The 17,988-nt window shown below is 55.0% G+C and carries 15 protein-coding genes; 10 read left to right on the top strand and 5 right to left on the bottom strand.

The genetic code is table 11. The features are described from left to right. Positions 1-17: 17 nt before the first annotated feature. The 4 genes from ACUVOF_RS03230 to csiR form a co-directional block, all read right to left on the bottom strand. Positions 18-803 carry an EAL domain-containing protein gene (locus tag ACUVOF_RS03230; protein WP_447042990.1) on the bottom strand — a complete coding sequence of 262 codons (786 nt, stop codon included), beginning with the start codon at positions 801-803 and terminating at the stop codon, positions 18-20. Between the two features lie 190 nt (positions 804-993). Then, positions 994-2,208: a CaiB/BaiF CoA transferase family protein gene (locus ACUVOF_RS03225; protein WP_447043228.1), complete on the bottom strand. Its 1,215-nt coding sequence runs from the start codon at positions 2,206-2,208 to the stop codon at positions 994-996. A 42-nt stretch (positions 2,209-2,250) separates the two neighbouring features. Then, on the bottom strand, positions 2,251-3,429 hold the full coding sequence (locus ACUVOF_RS03220) for an acyl-CoA dehydrogenase (protein ID WP_035576748.1): 1,179 nt from the start codon (positions 3,427-3,429) through the stop codon (positions 2,251-2,253). Positions 3,430-3,674: 245 nt separating this feature from the next. Next, entirely contained in the window at positions 3,675-4,379 is a 705-nt protein-coding gene (gene csiR, locus ACUVOF_RS03215; protein ID WP_447042989.1) for a DNA-binding transcriptional regulator CsiR, read from the bottom strand. A gap of 336 nt (positions 4,380-4,715) precedes the next feature. Here csiR and ACUVOF_RS03210 point away from each other — a divergent pair, with 336 nt between their 5' ends. Genes ACUVOF_RS03210 through ACUVOF_RS03200 form a run of 3 tightly spaced genes read left to right on the top strand, consistent with a single transcriptional unit; the run spans position 4,716 to position 8,283 of the window. After that, on the top strand, positions 4,716-5,687 hold the full coding sequence (locus ACUVOF_RS03210; protein WP_447042988.1) for a TAXI family TRAP transporter solute-binding subunit: 972 nt from the start codon (positions 4,716-4,718) through the stop codon (positions 5,685-5,687). Positions 5,688-5,719: 32 nt separating this feature from the next. Then, the gene (locus tag ACUVOF_RS03205; RefSeq protein ID WP_447042987.1) at positions 5,720-6,232 is read left to right on the top strand and encodes a DUF1850 domain-containing protein; all 513 of its coding nucleotides are present in this window, start codon (positions 5,720-5,722) and stop codon (positions 6,230-6,232) included. 32 nt (positions 6,233-6,264) lie between these two features. Continuing rightward, positions 6,265-8,283, top strand: coding sequence for a TRAP transporter permease (locus ACUVOF_RS03200; RefSeq protein ID WP_447042986.1), 2,019 nt, complete (start codon positions 6,265-6,267; stop codon positions 8,281-8,283). Positions 8,284-8,418: 135 nt separating this feature from the next. On the opposite strand, the gene ACUVOF_RS03195 is transcribed toward ACUVOF_RS03200, so the two are convergent. Beyond that, positions 8,419-10,947 (bottom strand): penicillin-binding protein 1A, encoded by a 2,529-nt coding sequence (locus tag ACUVOF_RS03195; RefSeq protein ID WP_447042985.1) that lies wholly within the window; start codon positions 10,945-10,947, stop codon positions 8,419-8,421. Between the two features lie 202 nt (positions 10,948-11,149). On the opposite strand from ACUVOF_RS03195, the gene pilM reads away from it, so the two are divergent. Genes pilM through aroB form a run of 7 tightly spaced genes read left to right on the top strand, consistent with a single transcriptional unit; the run spans position 11,150 to position 17,879 of the window. Then, positions 11,150-12,211, top strand: a complete 1,062-nt coding sequence (pilM, locus tag ACUVOF_RS03190) for a type IV pilus assembly protein PilM (RefSeq protein ID WP_447042984.1) — start codon at positions 11,150-11,152, stop codon at positions 12,209-12,211. A gap of 52 nt (positions 12,212-12,263) precedes the next feature. After that, on the top strand, positions 12,264-12,848 hold the full coding sequence (locus ACUVOF_RS03185; RefSeq protein ID WP_447042983.1) for a PilN domain-containing protein: 585 nt from the start codon (positions 12,264-12,266) through the stop codon (positions 12,846-12,848). Then, positions 12,845-13,504, top strand: coding sequence for a type 4a pilus biogenesis protein PilO (locus ACUVOF_RS03180; RefSeq protein WP_447042982.1), 660 nt, complete (start codon positions 12,845-12,847; stop codon positions 13,502-13,504). Before ACUVOF_RS03185 ends, ACUVOF_RS03180 begins: the two co-directional genes overlap by 4 nt. After that, the gene (locus ACUVOF_RS03175; protein WP_447042981.1) at positions 13,501-14,067 is read left to right on the top strand and encodes a pilus assembly protein PilP; all 567 of its coding nucleotides are present in this window, start codon (positions 13,501-13,503) and stop codon (positions 14,065-14,067) included. The genes ACUVOF_RS03180 and ACUVOF_RS03175 overlap by 4 nt, the downstream gene beginning before the upstream one ends. 40 nt (positions 14,068-14,107) lie before the next feature. After that, a complete protein-coding gene (gene pilQ / locus ACUVOF_RS03170) occupies positions 14,108-16,192 on the top strand; it encodes a type IV pilus secretin PilQ (RefSeq protein WP_447042980.1) in 2,085 nt (694 codons plus the stop codon). Beyond that, complete coding sequence (gene aroK, locus ACUVOF_RS03165) at positions 16,192-16,776, top strand: shikimate kinase AroK (RefSeq protein WP_447042979.1); 585 nt, start codon at positions 16,192-16,194, stop codon at positions 16,774-16,776. Before pilQ ends, aroK begins: the two co-directional genes overlap by 1 nt. Beyond that, positions 16,773-17,879, top strand: coding sequence for a 3-dehydroquinate synthase (gene aroB, locus ACUVOF_RS03160; protein ID WP_447042978.1), 1,107 nt, complete (start codon positions 16,773-16,775; stop codon positions 17,877-17,879). Before aroK ends, aroB begins: the two co-directional genes overlap by 4 nt. Positions 17,880-17,988: the final 109 nt, after the last annotated feature.

Genomic DNA, 17,988 nt, shown 5'->3' with positions numbered 1-17,988 from the left:
ATGCGATGACAGCACAATTATGCCATTTTAAACTCATGCCGTAGCTTTTGAAGGCGCGCCGTTAAATCTACGCTAAGGGCGTTCACCCGAGGTTTGGCAAAGTAAAAACCCTGCTGGCAAACAATGCCCGCGCGTGCCAGCCATCGTGCTTCGGCGCGGGTCTCTACGCCTTCGGCAATCAACGTCATATCGAGTTTTTTAGCGAGGGATATAATCGCACTCAACAGCACTTGGCGGCGTTGATCGCTATCGCAGCGTATCACCAGTTCACGGTCGATTTTAAGCTTATCTGGCGTTAAGTCGGTGAGTAGGTCCAAATTGGCGTAACCATTGCCAAAGTCATCGAGCGCCGTTTGGAAACCCAAAGAGTGATAGGTATTTATAATGTTGTACAGGTGCTGTCGGTCGTGGACGCGCTCGGTTTCGGTGATTTCAAAAATGAGCCGGTGAATTGGCCAGCCCACCCTTTCGGAAGCCGCTAATGTTGGCTGGATACAGGCTTTTGGCTCATGAATGGCGTTGGGCAGAAAGTTAATCGATAGATTGGTTTGCATGCCCAAAGCGCTGGCCATTTCGATTGCTTTCACTCGGCAGGCTTGGTCAAAATGGTAGCGCAAATCATCAGTGACTTTTGCAATCATGCTCTTAGCAGACTCCCCGTTCGTACCGCGAGCCAGGGCTTCGTAGGTAACGATGCGAGCCAGGGATAAGTCCACAATCGGCTGAAAAGCCATGGTGAATTCAAATGGTAATTCGCCTTCACAGCGATGACAGCTGCCGTTAACGCGTGCGCACTGGCTCATTGCTGCTCCTGCCTGATAGTGGCGAGTTAGGGGCGCGTTAGGGGCTGGTGCCGCTAAAACTTTAGTGTGAAGAAGCGCTGTGACTATAGGCAAGGCTGCAGTCGAGGATAGGGGCGCTTGGCGTTGCTTTATATATCTAAATATAGTCCTGATGACGCTTTATACAACAGTGATTGTCTTTCAAGCGCTGTTAAATAATCCCCGCTTCGCGAAGCGCAGTGCGCTGTTCGACACTAATCCCCAGTTCTTCTAACACGCTTTCAGTATGTTGCCCCAAGTGGGGCGGCGCTGTGCCGGCACTCATCTGGGTGCCGTTAAACCGGATCGGATTGGCGACAAGATCCACTTGGCCTGCTTGATCGTGAGGCAGCGTCTGTTTGAGACCGCGGGCTTTAACATGGGGGTCATCGAAGACGCGGTCGAGCGTATTGATGGGGCCGCAGGGCACACCCACGGCTTCAAAGGCGGCCAGCCATTCATCGGTGGTGCGTTGGGCCAGTGCCGCTTCCAGCTGGGGAACCAGCAGGGCACGGTTATTCACTCGGGCGCCGTTGGTGGCAAAGCGTGGATCCTCGGCCAACGCTGGTAGCGAAAGCACCGCACAGAAACGCTTGAACTGTTCGTCGTTGCCGACGGCCATAATCATATGACCATCTTGGGTGGCGAAGGCCTGGTAAGGAACGATGTTAGGGTGAGCATTACCCAACCGCTGGGGCACATTGCCGGAGGTCAGGTAATTTAATGCTTGATTGGCGAGCACACCGACCTGGACATCCATCAGTGCCATATCGATATGGCAGCCAACGCCGCTATCGCGGCGTTGGTAAAGCGCCGCCAGCACTGCATTGGCCGCGTACAAGCCGGTAAAGATATCGGTGAACGCAACACCGCTCTTCACTGGCCCGCCGCTAGGCTCATTATCAGGCTTACCGGTTAAGCTCATGATCCCGCCCATGGCTTGAATCATAAAGTCGTAACCGGCGCGATGGGCGTAGGGGCTCTCCTGGCCGAATCCGGTAATCGAGCAGTAAATCAGCTTGGGGTTCAACGCTTTAAGACTAGAGTAATCCAAGCCATAGCGCTTTAAGCCGCCGACTTTAAAGTTTTCAAGCAGCACGTCAGATTGAGCGACCAACTGCTTGATCACCGCTTGGCCTTCGGGCTTGGCCATATCGACGGTCACCGAGCGTTTGCCTCGGTTAGCGCACAGGTAATACGCCGACTCTTCGGTGCCGGCCAGCCAAGGAGGTCCCCAATGACGCGTGTCGTCGCCGCTACCGGGGCGTTCCACCTTAATGACATCCGCGCCCATATCCGCAAGCATCTGGCCGCACCACGGTCCGGCCAGTACTCTGGAAATATCGAGTACTTTTATTCCGGCCAGTGGTTTAGTTGGCTCACTCATAAAGGGCTTGCTCATAAAGGCTGTTTCCTTGGCTGATAGCGTTTAAAAGAACGACTGAATGCCTGTCTGCGCGCGGCCAAGAATTAAGGCGTGAACATCGTGGGTACCTTCGTAGGTATTCACTGATTCCAGGTTGACCATATGACGAATAACCCCGTACTCGTCAGAAACGCCGTTGCCGCCGTGCATATCGCGGGACTGGCGAGCAATATCCAGCGCTTTGCCGCAGTTGTTACGTTTGATCAGTGACACCATTTCCGGTGCCCAGTTGCCGCTATCCATGAGGCGGCCTACCTGCAGCGCTGCTTGCAAGCCCAGTGTTATCTCGGTTTGCATATCGGCGAGCTTTTTCTGGATCAACTGGTTGGCAGCCAGCGGGCGGCCAAACTGCTTGCGGTCTAGCGTGTATTGACGTGCTGCGTGCCAGCAGAACTCCGCGGTACCCATAACACCCCAGGCGATGCCGTAGCGTGCTTTGTTCAGGCAGCCGAACGGGCCTTTCAGGCCGCTGACGTTGGGCAGCAGGTTCTCTTCAGGAACGAAGGCGTTATCCAGTACGATCTCACCGGTAATCGATGCACGCAGTGACACCTTGCCCTCGATTTTAGGCGTGGTGAAGCCTTCAGTGCCGCGCTCAACGATAAAGCCTTTAATTTGATTATCGTGGGCTGCTGACTTCGCCCAAACTACCGCGATATCGGCGATCGGACTGTTGGTGATCCACATTTTGGCGCCGGTCAGGCGATAGCCACCGTCGACTTTTTCCGCCCGGGTAATCATGTTGCCGGGGTCGGAGCCGTGATCAGGCTCGGTCAGACCAAAGCAGCCGACCATTTCGCCACTGGCAAGCTTGGGCAGGAATTTCTGCTTCTGCTCTTCAGAGCCGTACGTTTCGATGGGGTACATCACCAGCGAGGACTGCACACTCATGGCGGAACGATAGCCGGAGTCAACACGCTCGACTTCACGGGCGATCAAACCGTAGGCCACGTGATTAACGCCTGCGCCGCCGTACTCGGGGGAAACGGTGGCGCCGAGCAGACCAAGCTCGCCCATCTCAGTCATTATTTCGCGGTCAAAGCGCTCTTCGCGGAAAGCGGTTAGCACTCGGGGCTGAAGGTTTTCCTGGCAATAATCGTAGGCCGCATCGCGGATCTGGCGCTCTTCATCAGTGAGCTGTTGTTCCAGGAGCAGCGGGTCGTCCCAGTTAAAATGTGTCATGGCATGGATTCCTTTATTCGTTCGGCAGGCGCTTTTATGGCAGTCACTTTTCTTGACGGTCACTAACTTGACGGTCACTAACTTGACGGTCACTAAAGAGCGTAGCGCCTACAGCGATGAAATGGGCGGTCGTAAGAAGTTGCAAAGGTGCTTGCAATCAATGTATCGCCGTTTTTTTAAAATATCTACATTTTTTTAAAACGCAGAATTTAATTGATACGACCTGACTAGGTGGTGTCACGTGGCTAGGTGATACCCCGTGCTTTGAGCACGCGCGTAATAATCGGCACCGGGGTCATCAAGTGGTCCCGCATCATCGTGTCGGCCTGGTCTGTATTCCTGGCTAAAATAACCTCTACCAGTGCCGCATGTTCCTGCCGCTTAAGCTCTAGCGCTTGAGATGACATCACGGTTTCTTGAAGCCATAGGTGGCGGTAACGCTCCACCTGATCAAACAGGGTATTGCGCATTTGCAATAGGTGAGGGGAGTTGCAGCCACTGGCGATGGCGGTATGGAAAGCTTTGTGCCGCTGATCCCAGATGTCGAGCAGATCATCGGGCGTGCTGACGTCGGTGACTTTCGCTAACCGGTGCGCGGTGGCCAGCACCGTGGCTTCCCAGTCGTCGTCGCCACGCTCTATCGCCAAACGCAGTATCAGCCCTTCAAGCTGAGCGCGAGCATCATAAATATCGTTGAGTTCTGCCAGTGACATCGGGGCTACGCGGTAGCCTCGCTGGCTGATCGCCACTACTAGGCGGTCAGCGACTAGTTGTGAGAGCGCCTCCCGCAAGGGCCCGGTGCTGGCGCCGTAATGGTCTTTCAAATGGCTCATTAGCAGCTTCTGTTCAGGAGCGTAGCGGCCACGAATAATGTCATGCTTGAGTTGGCGATAAGCGCTAATGGCTAGATTTTGGCGAGGCGCGCTTGACGACGTAAAACCTGACTCCATAGCAGTGTGGCTCCTGGGCGTTTGACAATAAGGGGTAAAAATTGTCGGCTATTACCAAAAAATATTAACAATTTGGCATAGGGTAAGGCATTTATGCGGAGATTCGTCATTTTCTTGAGCAAATAACCATTTAGAACGGGCCTGCAGCGCAGTCATTGAACAGCAGATTAAGGCACCGTTGCGCTGATAACCTCTATTAGCATCTAACGCATAAGCCGTGCTAACTTCTCCTCCACCGCTTCTGGTTGCCTATGGATCAAGCAGAAGTTGGGGCTTCAACACCTCCTTTGATTGTCAACCATACCTATAAGTCCAAACAGGACGGAGGAAACGCTCATGCGAACTCTACGCTCTCTATACACCACAGCCGCTGCCGCTTCTATGCTCGCGGTCGCGCTTCCCGCAAGCGCTCAACAACTCTCAATCGCGACTGGCGGTACCGGTGGCGTTTACTACCCTATCGGCGGTGGTTTTGCCGAAATGATCAACAACCATATCGAAGGTGCTCAAGCGACTGCTGAAGTGACCGGTGCCTCGGTTGAAAATATGGGCCTGATCATGCGCGGCGATGCGGACCTTGCGTTGGCACTGGCCGATACGGTTTATCAAGCCTACACCGGCACGGATGATTTTGAAGGTCGCCAGATTGAAAACACGCGCGCATTGGCCTCGGTTTATCCCAACGCGGTGCAACTGGTAACCCTGGCCGAGTCGGATATCGAGTCGATCGCTGACCTGGCAGGCAAGCGCGTTTCCGTGGGTGCGCCGGGTAGCGGTACCGAACTGAATGCACGCGCGCTGCTTGAAGCCAATGGCATTAGCTATGAAGACTTCACACCTCAGCGTCTTAACTTCAACGAAACCGCCGATGCAATTCGTGACGGTGATATCGACGCTGGTTTCTGGAGCGTTGGGCCGCCGACGAGTTCCATTCTCAACCTGGCTGCAACACGCGATATTCGTCTGATTAGCCTTTCTGATGAAGAAGTGGCCAATGCTCAGGCAGAAGAAGAAGTTTTCGCCCCCTACGAGCTTGCCGCCGGTATGTATGACGGTATGGACGAAGCCGTGCAGACCATTGGTATTCCTAACGTGCTCGTCGTTAATGCCGATATGGACGAAGAACTGGCTTACCAACTGACGCAATTGTTGTTTGAAAACACTGATGAACTGATTGCGGTTCACCCTGCAGCTAACGACACCACGGTTAAGTTCACCATGGAATCAACACCCGTGCCGTTACACCCAGGTGCATTGCGTTATTTCGAAGAAGTCGGTGCTGACATCCCGGATCGTCTGCGCCCGTAACAGCTAAAAGACATTGCCATAAGGACATTGCCATGCAGTGGCAACAACGACTGGTGGCGCTACTCATTGCATGTTGTCCGCTCGCCGAAGCGGGGGCTTCCCCCGCTTCGGCGACTGCGCTTATGCGCTTAGCCGTGGTGACCGAACAAGGTGACGTCTTGGTAGACGAAGCGATGCCTTCTGGAAGCCGCTGGTGTATTAAGTGGCAGCACTCCGTTGAGCACTTCACTGTGCTGGACTGCTATCGTAACGCTGAAGGTGTTATGCAATTGGAGCGTAGCCATCAACCTGACTTCGCTGCAGGACTTGGGCATATCTTTGGCCGTGGCGAACAGGTTTCAGACGGCAAAGGCGGTTACTGGATTAATGCGATTAACGAGCCGGTGGCCAATAACCGGTATGTATTAAGAGTAGGTTCACCAACCGTCAATCATCGAGTGGTGTGGCCAGACGGTGAGCATCCTGCGGTGAGCCTAAGTGAGTACGCCGCTGGGCAACGCGTGACCATTCAACTGGTAGCCCCTCACGCTTCCCCGCGTAGATAAAAACGACATTAGTTAACGCTTCCGAGGACTTCATGAACGAATCCAAGCAACCGCCGAGTGTGATGCCGGGCGGTAATGCGATTCAACCCCGCATGGTGCTGTGGTCAATCACCATTGTGGCGGTGGGTCTTTCCCTGTTTCAGCTTTATTCAGCCGGTATTCAGCCCTTAGGGCTTTTTTATCAGCGTAGTATTCACCTGGCATTGATCATGATGCTAGCGTTTTTAATGTTTCCTGCTTTTGGCCCTACGCGTAAACGTGGGGTGTTGGGCTGGGGCCTTGATCTACTGTTTTTTGCCGGTGCGGTGCTGACCGGGGGCTACTTAGTGCTCAACCTGGATGAGATTTTCAGCCGTGCGGGTTTTTGGAACAGCACCGATATTCTGGTTGCCTGCATCGCCACGGTCACTGTACTGGAAGCCAGTCGCCGGGCGGTGGGTTTTGGGATGACCGTGATTGGCCTGTTGGCAATTGTGTACGCCTTTGCCGGGCCGCGGGGCGAGCTGCCGTGGTTGGGCGAGTGGATGCCCGGTATTTTGGAACACCGCGGCTACACGATTGACCGGGTGGCCGGCCAGCTTTACCTGGGGCAAGAGGGGATTTTTGGATTGCCGCTCGGTGTTGCCGCGACGTATATCTTTATCTTTGTACTGTTTGGTGCCTTTTTGGAGTGTACCGGGGCGGGCAAATTCTTTATTGATATGGCTTATGCAGCCACGGGTCGTCAGCGTGGCGGGCCAGCCAAAGCGGCGGTGTTAGCTTCTGCGGGTATGGGCTCTATTTCGGGTAGTGCCATTGCCAACGTCGTCACCACGGGTGCCTTTACGATTCCGCTAATGAAGCGGCTGGGCTACAAGCCCAAGCAGGCGGGTGGTATCGAAGCGGCAGCCTCGACCGGTGGCCAGATTATGCCGCCGCTAATGGGCGCAGGGGCTTTCTTGATTGCGGAATACACCAACACGCCGTACCTGGATATTGTCAAAGTCAGTATCCTGCCGGCGATTATGTATTTTGCGACGGTGTATTTGTTTGTCCATATCATTGCGCTTAAGCAAGGCATGCAGGGCTTACCCAAAGAAGAACTGCCGCAGATGCGCCAAGTCATGAAAGAGGGCTGGCATTTCCTGCTGCCACTGGCCGTGCTGGTTTGGCTGCTGGCGATGAGTATGTCGCCGATGCGAGTAGGCTACTACGCCGTCGTCACCATGGTGGCCGTGGCGGTCATTCGCTATGCGCTGTGGTTCTTCTTTGTAGCGCCTCGCCAGGGCGAGCCGGTGACGGCGACGGCCGTTAAAGATGTCATCCGCGCAGGCTTTGCCAAGCTAATTGAGGGCTTGGAGTTAGGTGCGCGCAACGCGGTGGCGGTTTCCATGGCCTGTGCGGTCGCCGGGATTATCGTTGGGGTGGTGGGTTTAACCGGCCTGGGGCTGAAGTTCTCTTCAATGATGCTGGCCTTCTCGGGCGGTAATATCCTACTGGCGCTATTAATGGTGCTGTTGGCCAGTTTGATTTTGGGGATGGGGCTGCCGGTCACCGCCAGCTATATCGTCTTGATTGTTCTGGTAGGGCCAGCGCTTACCCAAGAGTTTGGTATTCCGTTACTGGTGGCACACCTGGTGGTGTTCTGGTACTCCCAGGACTCCAACGTAACGCCGCCGATTGCCTTGGCAGGCTTTGCCGGGGCGGCGATTGCGGGCAGTAAGCCGATGGAAACCAGCTTCCAGGCGTGGAAGTTCGCCAAAGGACTTTACCTGATTCCGCTGTTTATGGTGTTCAATCCAGAGATCATTATGGGTGGCCCGGTGCCGGTGGTGGTCTGGAACGGGGTGATCGCCATTCTGGCGTTGGGCGCTTTTGCGGCAGCGTTGGAAGGGTATCTCTTTACCCGCATGTCGTGGTTGCCACGTATCGCAATTACCGGGGCGATCATTGCGGTGTTCTATCCCAACCTGCTCAGTGAGGTTGCCGGTGTCGTTGTAATGATTGTTGCCATTGGCGCTAACTGGCTGGCCAGCAAACGCGAAGCGACCGCGACGCCTGTTAGCGGTTAGTGGAAGGCGGTATAACCAGTAGTGAAAAAGTAACAAATAGTGAAAAATAATAAGTAATGAAAAGGCCCGGAGATCTAATCTCCGGGCCTTTTGTTTGGTGGGTCTTTTGTTTGGTGTGCTATGGGATTGGCTGGTTTAGAAGATCGACTCAGCGGTACCTGAACCCTGGGATCCACTAGCTTCTTCCAGCTCGCGGCTGATGCGACGCTGCTGGTAGTCCGGCAAGTGATCCTGGTGGAACAGCTCGGTAATACCCCCCGTCTGGCCGTCCGCTAAGCGTCGGCCTGATTCCGGGTCTACCTGCGCGGTCACCACTGTCGATGGGCGCTCGGGCACGGCACTAGGCGTACCCTCCAAGGCATTGCCCATAAACTCTATCCAGACAGGTAGCGCGGCATTAGCGCCATACTCGGCAATGGTTTCGTTGCTGTCCTTGCCTACCCATACTGTGGTCACCAGGTTGTTGTTAAACCCTGCAAACCAAGCATCACGCTGGCTGTTAGTGGTGCCGGTCTTACCGACGATATCGTCACGATTAAGGCTGAGTGCGCCACGACCGGTGCCCGACGTAATAACGTCACGCAGCATATCGCGCAGAATGTAAACAGCGGCAGGGTCGGCCACTCGTTTAGCTACCGGATATTCGCGGCCATCAATTTCAACTGTTTCCTGGTCTTCGGCACAGCTTGGGCAGGCTACCTGTGGGGTGGCTTCATCGATGACTTCGTTATCGTCGTCACGGGTGACGCGCTCGATGAACCAAGGCGATACCTGGAAGCCGCCATTGGCAAGCACGGCATAGGCGTTGGTCATTTCCATCGGCGTCAGGCTTGCACTACCCAGTGCCAGTGCTAACCCATGCGGTAAACGGCCAGGTGCAAAGCCGAAGCCTTCCAGGTATTCAATCGTATGATCCAACCCCATGGTCTGAAGGACGCGGATGGTTACCAAATTGCGTGAACGGGCAAGGGCGGGGCGTAAGCGCATGGGGCCTTGAAAGTCACGGCTAGAGTTGACCGGTCGCCATATGGAGTCGCTGCCATCATCAAGTACCACGGGCGCATCGTTCACGACGCTGGCGGCATTCATCTCGCCATCTTCAAGGGCCGCTAAGTAAATAAAGGGCTTGAAGATCGAGCCCGACTGGCGCTGCGCCTGTACCGCACGGTTAAACTTGCTGGCGTTAAAGTCAAAACCGCCCTGTAGCGCCAAAATAGCGCCTGTTTGAGGATCTTGCGCGACCAGCGAACCTTCAGCATCCGGGCGCTGAGAGAGGCGTAGTGAACCGTCTTCCTCCTCAATCACGCGAATCATATCGCCGCGTACCGCAATCTCTTCCGCCGAACTGGGCTCGGCACCGCGGCTCCGAGGGCTTAGGTAAGGACGAGCCCAGCTCAAGCCTTCCCAGTCGATGGTTTGTAGGCCACCGCGGCGGGTAAGCACCTGCATCTCTCGACCGCTACTCTCTACCACAATGGCGGGCTGGAGAAGCCCATAATTGGGCGTACGTTCAAGCACCTGAGCCCAGTTACTAACGTCGCCCTCGATCCCCTCGACTTCCGTTTGACTGCGCTGGGCCGCTTGACGTGCGGTCTGACGGATCTCTGGCGATTCGGAAAGCTCTTCTTCCAGGCCTTGGATAGCCGTTTGCTCCTGCGCTTCAACCAGGCTTGCGGCAATATCACGCTGTTCCGGTCCGCGCCAACCGTGGCGCAGGTCATAGTCAGTCAACCCATTGGCCAATGCTTGGCGGGCAAGGGGCTGCAGCTCGCTATCAATGGTGGTGTAGATACGATAGCCGCCAGTGTAAGCGTCATCGCCGAAACGCTCCACAGCATACTGGCGCGCCATTTCAGAGACATAAGCGGCATCGACTTCTGCTCGGGTATAGTGGCGGCGGGCGGTGACGGGATCTTGAACGGCTACTTGGTAAGTTTCATCGTCGATATGCCCAAGCTCGCGCATGCGGAATAGGATCCAGTTGCGACGAATCAGCGAACGCTCGGAGTTAGCTAGTGGATTAAACGCGGAAGGTGCCTTGGGCAGGCCAGCAATCATGGCCGTTTGCGCCAGGTTAAGCTCGGCGAGTGGCTTGTCGTAATAGGTTTCGGCAGCCGCAGCGATACCGTAGGCGCGATTCCCCAGGAATATCTTATTGACGTAAAGCTCAAAAATTTCCTCTTTATTGAGCACTTGCTCCATTTGCAGCGCCAGCAGGATTTCACGAATTTTACGTGTAAAGGTCTGGTCTAGCGTCAGCATATAGTTACGCGCGACCTGCATGGTGATGGTCGAACCGCCTGATTGGATGGTGCCGCCACTCTGCACAAGCTCTACGGCGGCCCTGGCCAAACCGCGCGGGTCGACGCCTGCGTGGTCAAAATAGCTGGCATCTTCGGCTGCGATTAAGGCATTGATCATATCCTGGGGGATTTCATCAAAGTTGATCGCCATGCGACGCTCTTCACCAAACTCGCCGATCAATTTACCGTCCTGGGTAAAAATGCGCAGCGGCGTGTGCAGTTCGAAGTCCTGCAGTTGGCGAACGTCGGGTAGCCCCGGGGCAAAGTAAATGGCGGCACCTACCACGGCTAACGCGGTGGCACCGACCAGCGATACAACCAGGAAAAAGAGCGACACAATAAGGGTTCGAAGAAACGTCATGAACAGAGAGCACCCGGGAAGAATAAAAAGTACGGCAACTAAACGGCCGTATCATGAAATTGGCTGCCATTATAGGAAGCTGAGGCGGCCACCACCAGTGTTGATATGTCGTAAGTTCGTTAGCGTGTGACTTAACTAAAAATCATGTAACCTCAAACTACGTGTGATAAACGGGCGACAAGCAGGTGGAGCCAGACCCAATATGCGCTTTCTAAAATCTGGTAAGGGATTGATCGGTGTCGATATTACATCGGCAACCGTTAAACTGCTTGAGCTAAAACAGTGCCACGATAATTACCAAGTTGAAAGCTATGCAGTGAGGCCGTTACGCGAAGGCGCCGTCGTCGAGCGCCGTATCCGCGATATTGATGACGTCGCTAGTGTACTGAGTCGTGCCGTGGAACACGCCAAGCCCTCTACCCGCAAAGCAGCGGTTGCCGTTCCTGCGAGCGCAGTGATTACCAAAACGCTGAGCTTTCCTGCCGGGCTAAACGAAGAGGAGATTGAAGAGCGCATCGTGGCCGAATCCGACCGCCATATTCCTTTTCCGTTCAATGAAGTCGCGTTTGATTTTCAGTGCCTTGGTCCCGCGCCCTTTGATGATGAGCAGCAGCAGGTAATGCTGGTCGCCTGTCGGCAGCAGGATATAACTCAGCTTACTGAGACATTAGAGCGAGCTGGCTTAGAGCCTGCCGCCGTTGACGTTGAAACCTTTGCTATGGAGCGTTCGCTAGCTGAGCTGCGCCGTCAGCTTGAGGTTGAGAATGACCCTACCGCCTGCGTTGGGTTAGTGGATATTGGCGCCAATATGAACGCCTTTCACGTCGTCCGTGGCGGGCACATCGTTTATACCCGCGACACAGTGTTTGGCGGTCGGCAGCTAACCGATGCGATCCGCGATCGCTACGAATTGAGCATGGAGGAGGCAGGGTTCGCTAAAAAGCGTGGAGGGCTACCTGATGATTATCACGAGCGCGTCCTTAACCCTTTTTTGGAAACCGTGGTGCAGCAAGTGGGGCGCTCATTGCAGCTTTACTATACCGCCGGGCGTCAGCAAGAGGTGAAGCACATTGTGCTGGCAGGTGGTTCGAGTGTTATTCCAGGGCTTGCCGAGCGGATTGCCGACGACAGCGGTATGTCAGTGACGATTGCCAACCCCTTCCAGCGCATGCTGGTGAATAAGCGCTTAAATCTTCAGGCGTTGACTAATGATGCCCCCGCGATGCTCACGGCAGGGGGCTTGGCGATGAGAGTGAATCAATGAGGCATGGTCAATGAGAGTTAGCCAGTGAGAGTTAGCCAGTGAGAATTAACCAATGAGCATCACTATTAATCTTTTGCCCTGGCGTGAAGCGCAGCGTGAGCAACGAACACGCAAATTTTACGCCATCGTGGCAGGCATGTTGGTATTTGGCGTAGCCCTTGGCCTGATGATCTCTCAATATTACCAACTCAAACTGGCTGCCCAGGAACAGCGCAATGCTTACGTGAGTGATCAAATTGAGCAGCTTAATGCTGATATCGACGGTGTTTCACGCTACGCAAGCGATGCTGAGCGTTTAGGCGAGCAGATTGCGGTGTTCCAGGCATTAAAGGCCGAGCAAACGAATACCGTGCAGCTATTTAATGACGTGGCGAATAGCGTGGCTAACGGCGTCATTTATCAACGGCTGGCGAAAAGCGGTAACAGCGTTAGCGTAACGGCGGTGGCAGGTAGTGAGCGGCAGGTCTCTGAGCAACTGCGACGTATTGCAGCGCTGCCTGGTTTAGGTGTGCCCTCTCTCTCAGCGGTTGAGAATGACCAAAATGGTACAGGCCGGCTATTTCGTTTTGACGTTAATCAGACCCTGGCAGCAGAGTTGCAAGAAGCGGGTCAAGACGTGGAAAGAGGAACACCATGAGCCTTAACCGCGAGCAGTGGGCTATCGAATGGCAGAACCTGCGCGATGTCGACTGGCGGGATCTCGACGTGAAGGAAGCCGGTGGCTGGCCGTTGCTGTTAAAAGGTTTGTGCTGTTGTTTGGCACTGCTGGCGGCATTGAGTGTCATGATGTGGTTAGTGGTGAGCGAACAGCGCGAGGCTTTCGGCGCGGCCCAGCGTGAAGAGGTCAGGCTGTTGAGTGCGTATCGCAGTCAGGCCTCGGAAGCGGCCTTCTTACCTGAAATGCGTGAACAGCTGGCTACCCTGGAAGAGCAGATGGCGCGTTTGCGCACCATGCTTCCCACCGATGCAGAAATCCCCTCGTTGCTCGATAGCATCAGCGATGCCGCCGTCGAAAACCGCCTGACGATTGAAACGATTCGGCTGCGTCCAACGCTAACGCAGGCCCATTATATCGAGCAACCGCTTGATATACAGGTGCGTGGCGGTTATCACCAGTTAGCTCGCTTCAGTGCCGATATTGCCTCGTTACCGCGGATGGTGACCCAGCACGATTTTACGTTGGAGTCAGTTGAAGGGCGTGGAGACACGCTGCGTCTTTCGCTATTGGCCCGTACCTATCGCTACATTGAGGAAAGTGATCAGGCAGCCAGTGATGAGGCGCAAGCGCTATGAGGCGAAAACAAATAGCGCTGCTCGTCGTGAGGGGAGCCGCCGTCATTACCCTAATGGCCTCAACAGTGATGCTGGCAGGCTGTGCGGACGCAGACTTGCCCCAGCTAGAACGCGTCTTGGCCGATATACGTCAATCGCCGGGGGGGCAGCCACCGAGCATGACTGTCGCGATGCCCGAAAGCCGCGATTTAGCCTACTTATATAGCGATGGTCGTAGCCCCTTTTTGCCGCCTGAAGCCATTGCCCAGGGCAGCCTTAATCGTAACGAGGGCGCTCTCGCCCCTGACCAGCAGCGCACGCCGGAGCCACTGGAGCAGTTTCCACTGCAGGAACTCAGATTGGTCGGTACGATGCAGATGGCGGGACGGCAGGTGGCGCTGGTTGCATCGCCGGATGGTAATGTGACCAGCGTGAAAGAGGGAAATTATATGGGTACTGATTATGGGCGTATTGCCCAGGTAAGCGCACAAGAAGTTCGTATCATCGAACGGGTGTTTACCCAGCGGGAAGGTTGGCAAGAGCGGCAAGCATCGCTCGTTATCAACGCAGGGTCTGCGCGCTAATCACGTAGCCACTTTTTTACCAGTAAGCGGATAATAGCTCATGGCAGTTACAGCTTGGCGAAACACTCTCTTTATGGCCATGGCCGCAGTACTTGTATTAGTACTTTTATTAGTACTTTTATTACTGCCTTCTCTGGCGGCTGCCTCGGTGCTGACCGATATTGATGTGCAGCCCGCCGACAACGGTGGTGTCAATGTCGACCTTAGCTTCACTGGTGGTGTGCCTGAACTACGCAGCTACCGCTTGGATTCACCTCCACGTGTGGCCTTGGATTTGGCTGAGGCCCAAAGTGGCCTCACTAATCGGCGGATCAAAGTGGACCGCCACGGTATCGAGCAGATTACTGCCTTGGAGGGCAATGGCCGAACGCGTTTGGTGGTAACGCTCAGCGAGCCGCAGGCGTTCACATCTAGTGTGCAGGATAACCGTCTACGGCTTACCTTCGAGGCAGACAGCAGCCGCTCTCCTCGTCCTTCTCCCAGCATTGCTTCCGCGGGGCTTGAAACTGACGAAGGGCCGCAGATCGAGAATATTGATTTTCGTCGTGGCGCAGATGGCGCTGGTCGGCTGATGGTCACTTTTGACCGAGAAGGCGTCGAGGCGGACGTCCGCGAAGGCGGCCCTGATCAAGTGCTGGTTAATTTGCGCGATGTGGCCATTCCCGACTCGCTTAACCAGGTCTACGATGTCACCGATTTTGCTACACCGATCACGCGGATTACGCCCCGCACCAACCAGGGTGATGCCCAGTTGGCCATCGCCACACAGGGCGCTTATGCAATGATTTCCTCGCAGAGTGGCCGGACGCTGACGGTCGAAGTGCAGCCCGCCGGCCAGGAAGCGCAATCCTCCCAGGCAACAGGCGAGCGCTTCACTGGTGAACGTTTAAGTCTTAACTTTCAGGATATCGAAGTGCGTTCGGTGCTAGCGACGCTGGCCGAGTTCACTGGGTTAAATCTAGTGGCTAGTGACAGCGTAACGGGGCGAGTAACGCTTAACTTAAACGATGTGCCTTGGGACCAGGCGCTAGCGTTAATTCTACAAAGTCAGGGGTTGTCGAGCCGAGAGCAGGGCAATGTGATTGTCGTGGCACCTGCCAGTGAGCTGGCAGATTTGGAGCGCCAGGAGCTTGAAGCGCGCAATCAACTTGAAACCCTTTCGCCACTGGTGACCGAGTTCATCGAGATCAAGTACGCCCGAGCTGAGGATTTGGCCCAGCTGCTGCGCGGCGGTGAAGGCGATGGTTTTGGACTGCTCACCGAGCGTGGGCGAGTCAGCATTGATAACCGCACCAATACGTTGCTAGTACAGGATACGGCTGATCAGGTGCGCGATATCGTGCGCACCATTGACCGCTTGGATGTCGCCGTCCGCCAGGTGCAAATAGAAGCGCGTATTGTCATCGCCCGAGACACCGCTTCACGCGAGCTGGGCATTAACTGGGGCATGTCGAGCACCCGAGGCTTTCAAGAGGGGGAGGATGGCACGTTCAGTCGACGCGATATCAACCCGAATGGCATTAACCGGGCGCAAGGGGGCTTGACCGTGGATTTAGGCGCTGCCACTGGGCCGGGCACCGGTTTTAGTTTTGGTTATTTATCCGGTGATATTTTATTGGATTTAGAGCTGCGCGCACTGGAAAGCGAGGGTAAAAGCCAGACTATTTCTCAGCCCAGAATTATTACCGCCAATCAACGTACCGCCAAAATTAGCCAGGGTGAAGAGCGCGCCTTTCAAAGTGTGGATGGCAATGACAACCCGGATACCGAGTTCAAAGAAGCCGAGCTATCATTGGAAGTCACCCCGCAAATTACCCCCGATAACCGTATTATCATGGATCTGGTGATCAAAAATGACAGCTTCCGTGAGTCTGAGTTTGGCGGCGAGCCGCCAATTGATACCAACCAGATTGAGACCCAGGTACTGGTGGATAACGGCCAAACGGTGGTGCTAGGCGGTATTTTGACCACTGAAGAACTGCGCCAAATCGCCAAAACACCGCTTTTGGGCGATATTCCTTTGCTGGGTAGACTGTTTCGCTATACCGAAGAGAGCAATGAAAAGGTAGAGTTGTTAGTCTTTATTACTCCACGACTCCTAGACGATGGCTTAACGGTTCGCTGATGCAGGATTTACCCAACTTATTTCTCATAGGCCCCATGGGGGCTGGCAAAAGCACTATTGGTCGCCTGTTGGCGGCCGAGCTTTCGCGCCAATTCTATGACAGTGACCACGCCATTCAAGATCGCTGCGGGGCGGATATACCCTGGATTTTTGATGTCGAGGGCGAACAGGGCTTTCGCCTGCGGGAAGCTCACATGATTGATGAGTTAACCCGGCTCTCCCCCGTGGTGGTTGCCACCGGCGGTGGTGCGGTGCTGCGCGAAGAGAACCGCCGTGCACTGCGCGAGCGTGGCACGGTGGTGTATTTACTGACCACTGTCGACCAGCAGCTCAAGCGAACGGCAAAAGATCGCAATCGCCCGCTTTTGCAGTGCGATAACCGTGAGCAGGTGCTGAAGGATATGTTTGCCCAACGTGATCCGCTCTATCGGGCGACGTCGGATATTGCGGTGCGCACCGACCGGCGTAGCCCGCGGGCAGTAGTGAATGAGATTCTGCGTCGGGTGCATCGGCTGGTGGACCCTCTGAAGTCCTCGTCGCCGTCTCATGCGGCTGGAACGCTTAACCATAAGGTATCCCCATGACTTCGACAGCCAGCGCGCCACGCACGCTTCATGTTGCGTTAGATGAGCGCAGCTACCCGATTCATATTGGTACCGGGCTAATGGGTCGGGCCGATACGCTGACACCTTACTTGGCCGGAAAACAGGTGATGGTGGTGACCAACGAGACCATCGCGCCATTATATCTGGAAAAACTCTGTGCCAGCCTGCCCGATCATTTGGATGTGCGTACGCTGGTGTTGCCTGATGGCGAGCAGTACAAAAACATTGAGCAGGTCAGCCGTATTTGGGATGCGCTGTTGGAATCCGGTTTTAACCGTCGCTGTACTCTGATCGCCTTAGGCGGTGGGGTGATTGGCGACATGGTTGGCTATGCCGCAGCTTCCTATCAGCGCGGCGTGGCGTTTATCCAAGTGCCGACCACGCTGCTTTCCCAGGTAGATTCGTCGGTGGGTGGCAAGACCGGTGTGAATCACCCACTGGGGAAAAACATGATCGGTGCTTTCTGGCAGCCTAAAGCCGTGCTGGTGGATATCGATACGCTGAGGAGTCTGCCGCGACGCGAACTCTCCGCCGGGCTGGCCGAAGTCATCAAGTACGGACTGATCCGCGACGAAGCGTTTTTAAGCTGGCTGGAAGCCAACATGCCCGCACTGCTTGATGTGGAGCCTGAAGTAGTCGTAGACGCCATTGCGCGCAGTTGCCAAATCAAAGCAGACATTGTCGCCGAAGATGAGACTGAACAGGGCGTGCGTGCATTGCTCAACTTGGGCCACACGTTTGGTCATGCCATTGAAGCGCATCAAGGCTACGGCAACTGGTTGCACGGTGAAGCGGTCGGCGCGGGCATGGCCATGGCGGCAACGCTTTCAAACCGGCTGGGGTGGATTGATGATGCAGCACTAGCGCGCAGCCTAGCGGTGATTGACAGCGCCGAGCTACCCTTGGCGGCACCCGCCAACATGTCCAGCGATGACTTTTTAACGCGCATGCGGCTAGATAAGAAAAACATCGATACCCGGCTGCGACTAGTGCTGCTTAATGCGCTGGGTGATGCCTGTGTCAGCGATACAACGCCCGTTGAAATGCTTGCTACCCTGCTTGACGATTACCCTCGCTGTTAAACCACTCTAGAACATCTATTTCAGCAAAACGCATACGGCAGGGCAACCCTACAATAGGGCTGCCCTGCCGTCGTTTGTAAGTGGGGATGAAAAGCTAAAATCATTCGTT

Source organism: Vreelandella sp. H-I2, assembly GCF_052959335.1.
The sequence above is the reverse complement of the archived record's forward strand: the minus strand, read 5'-3'. Positions and strand labels throughout refer to the sequence as shown.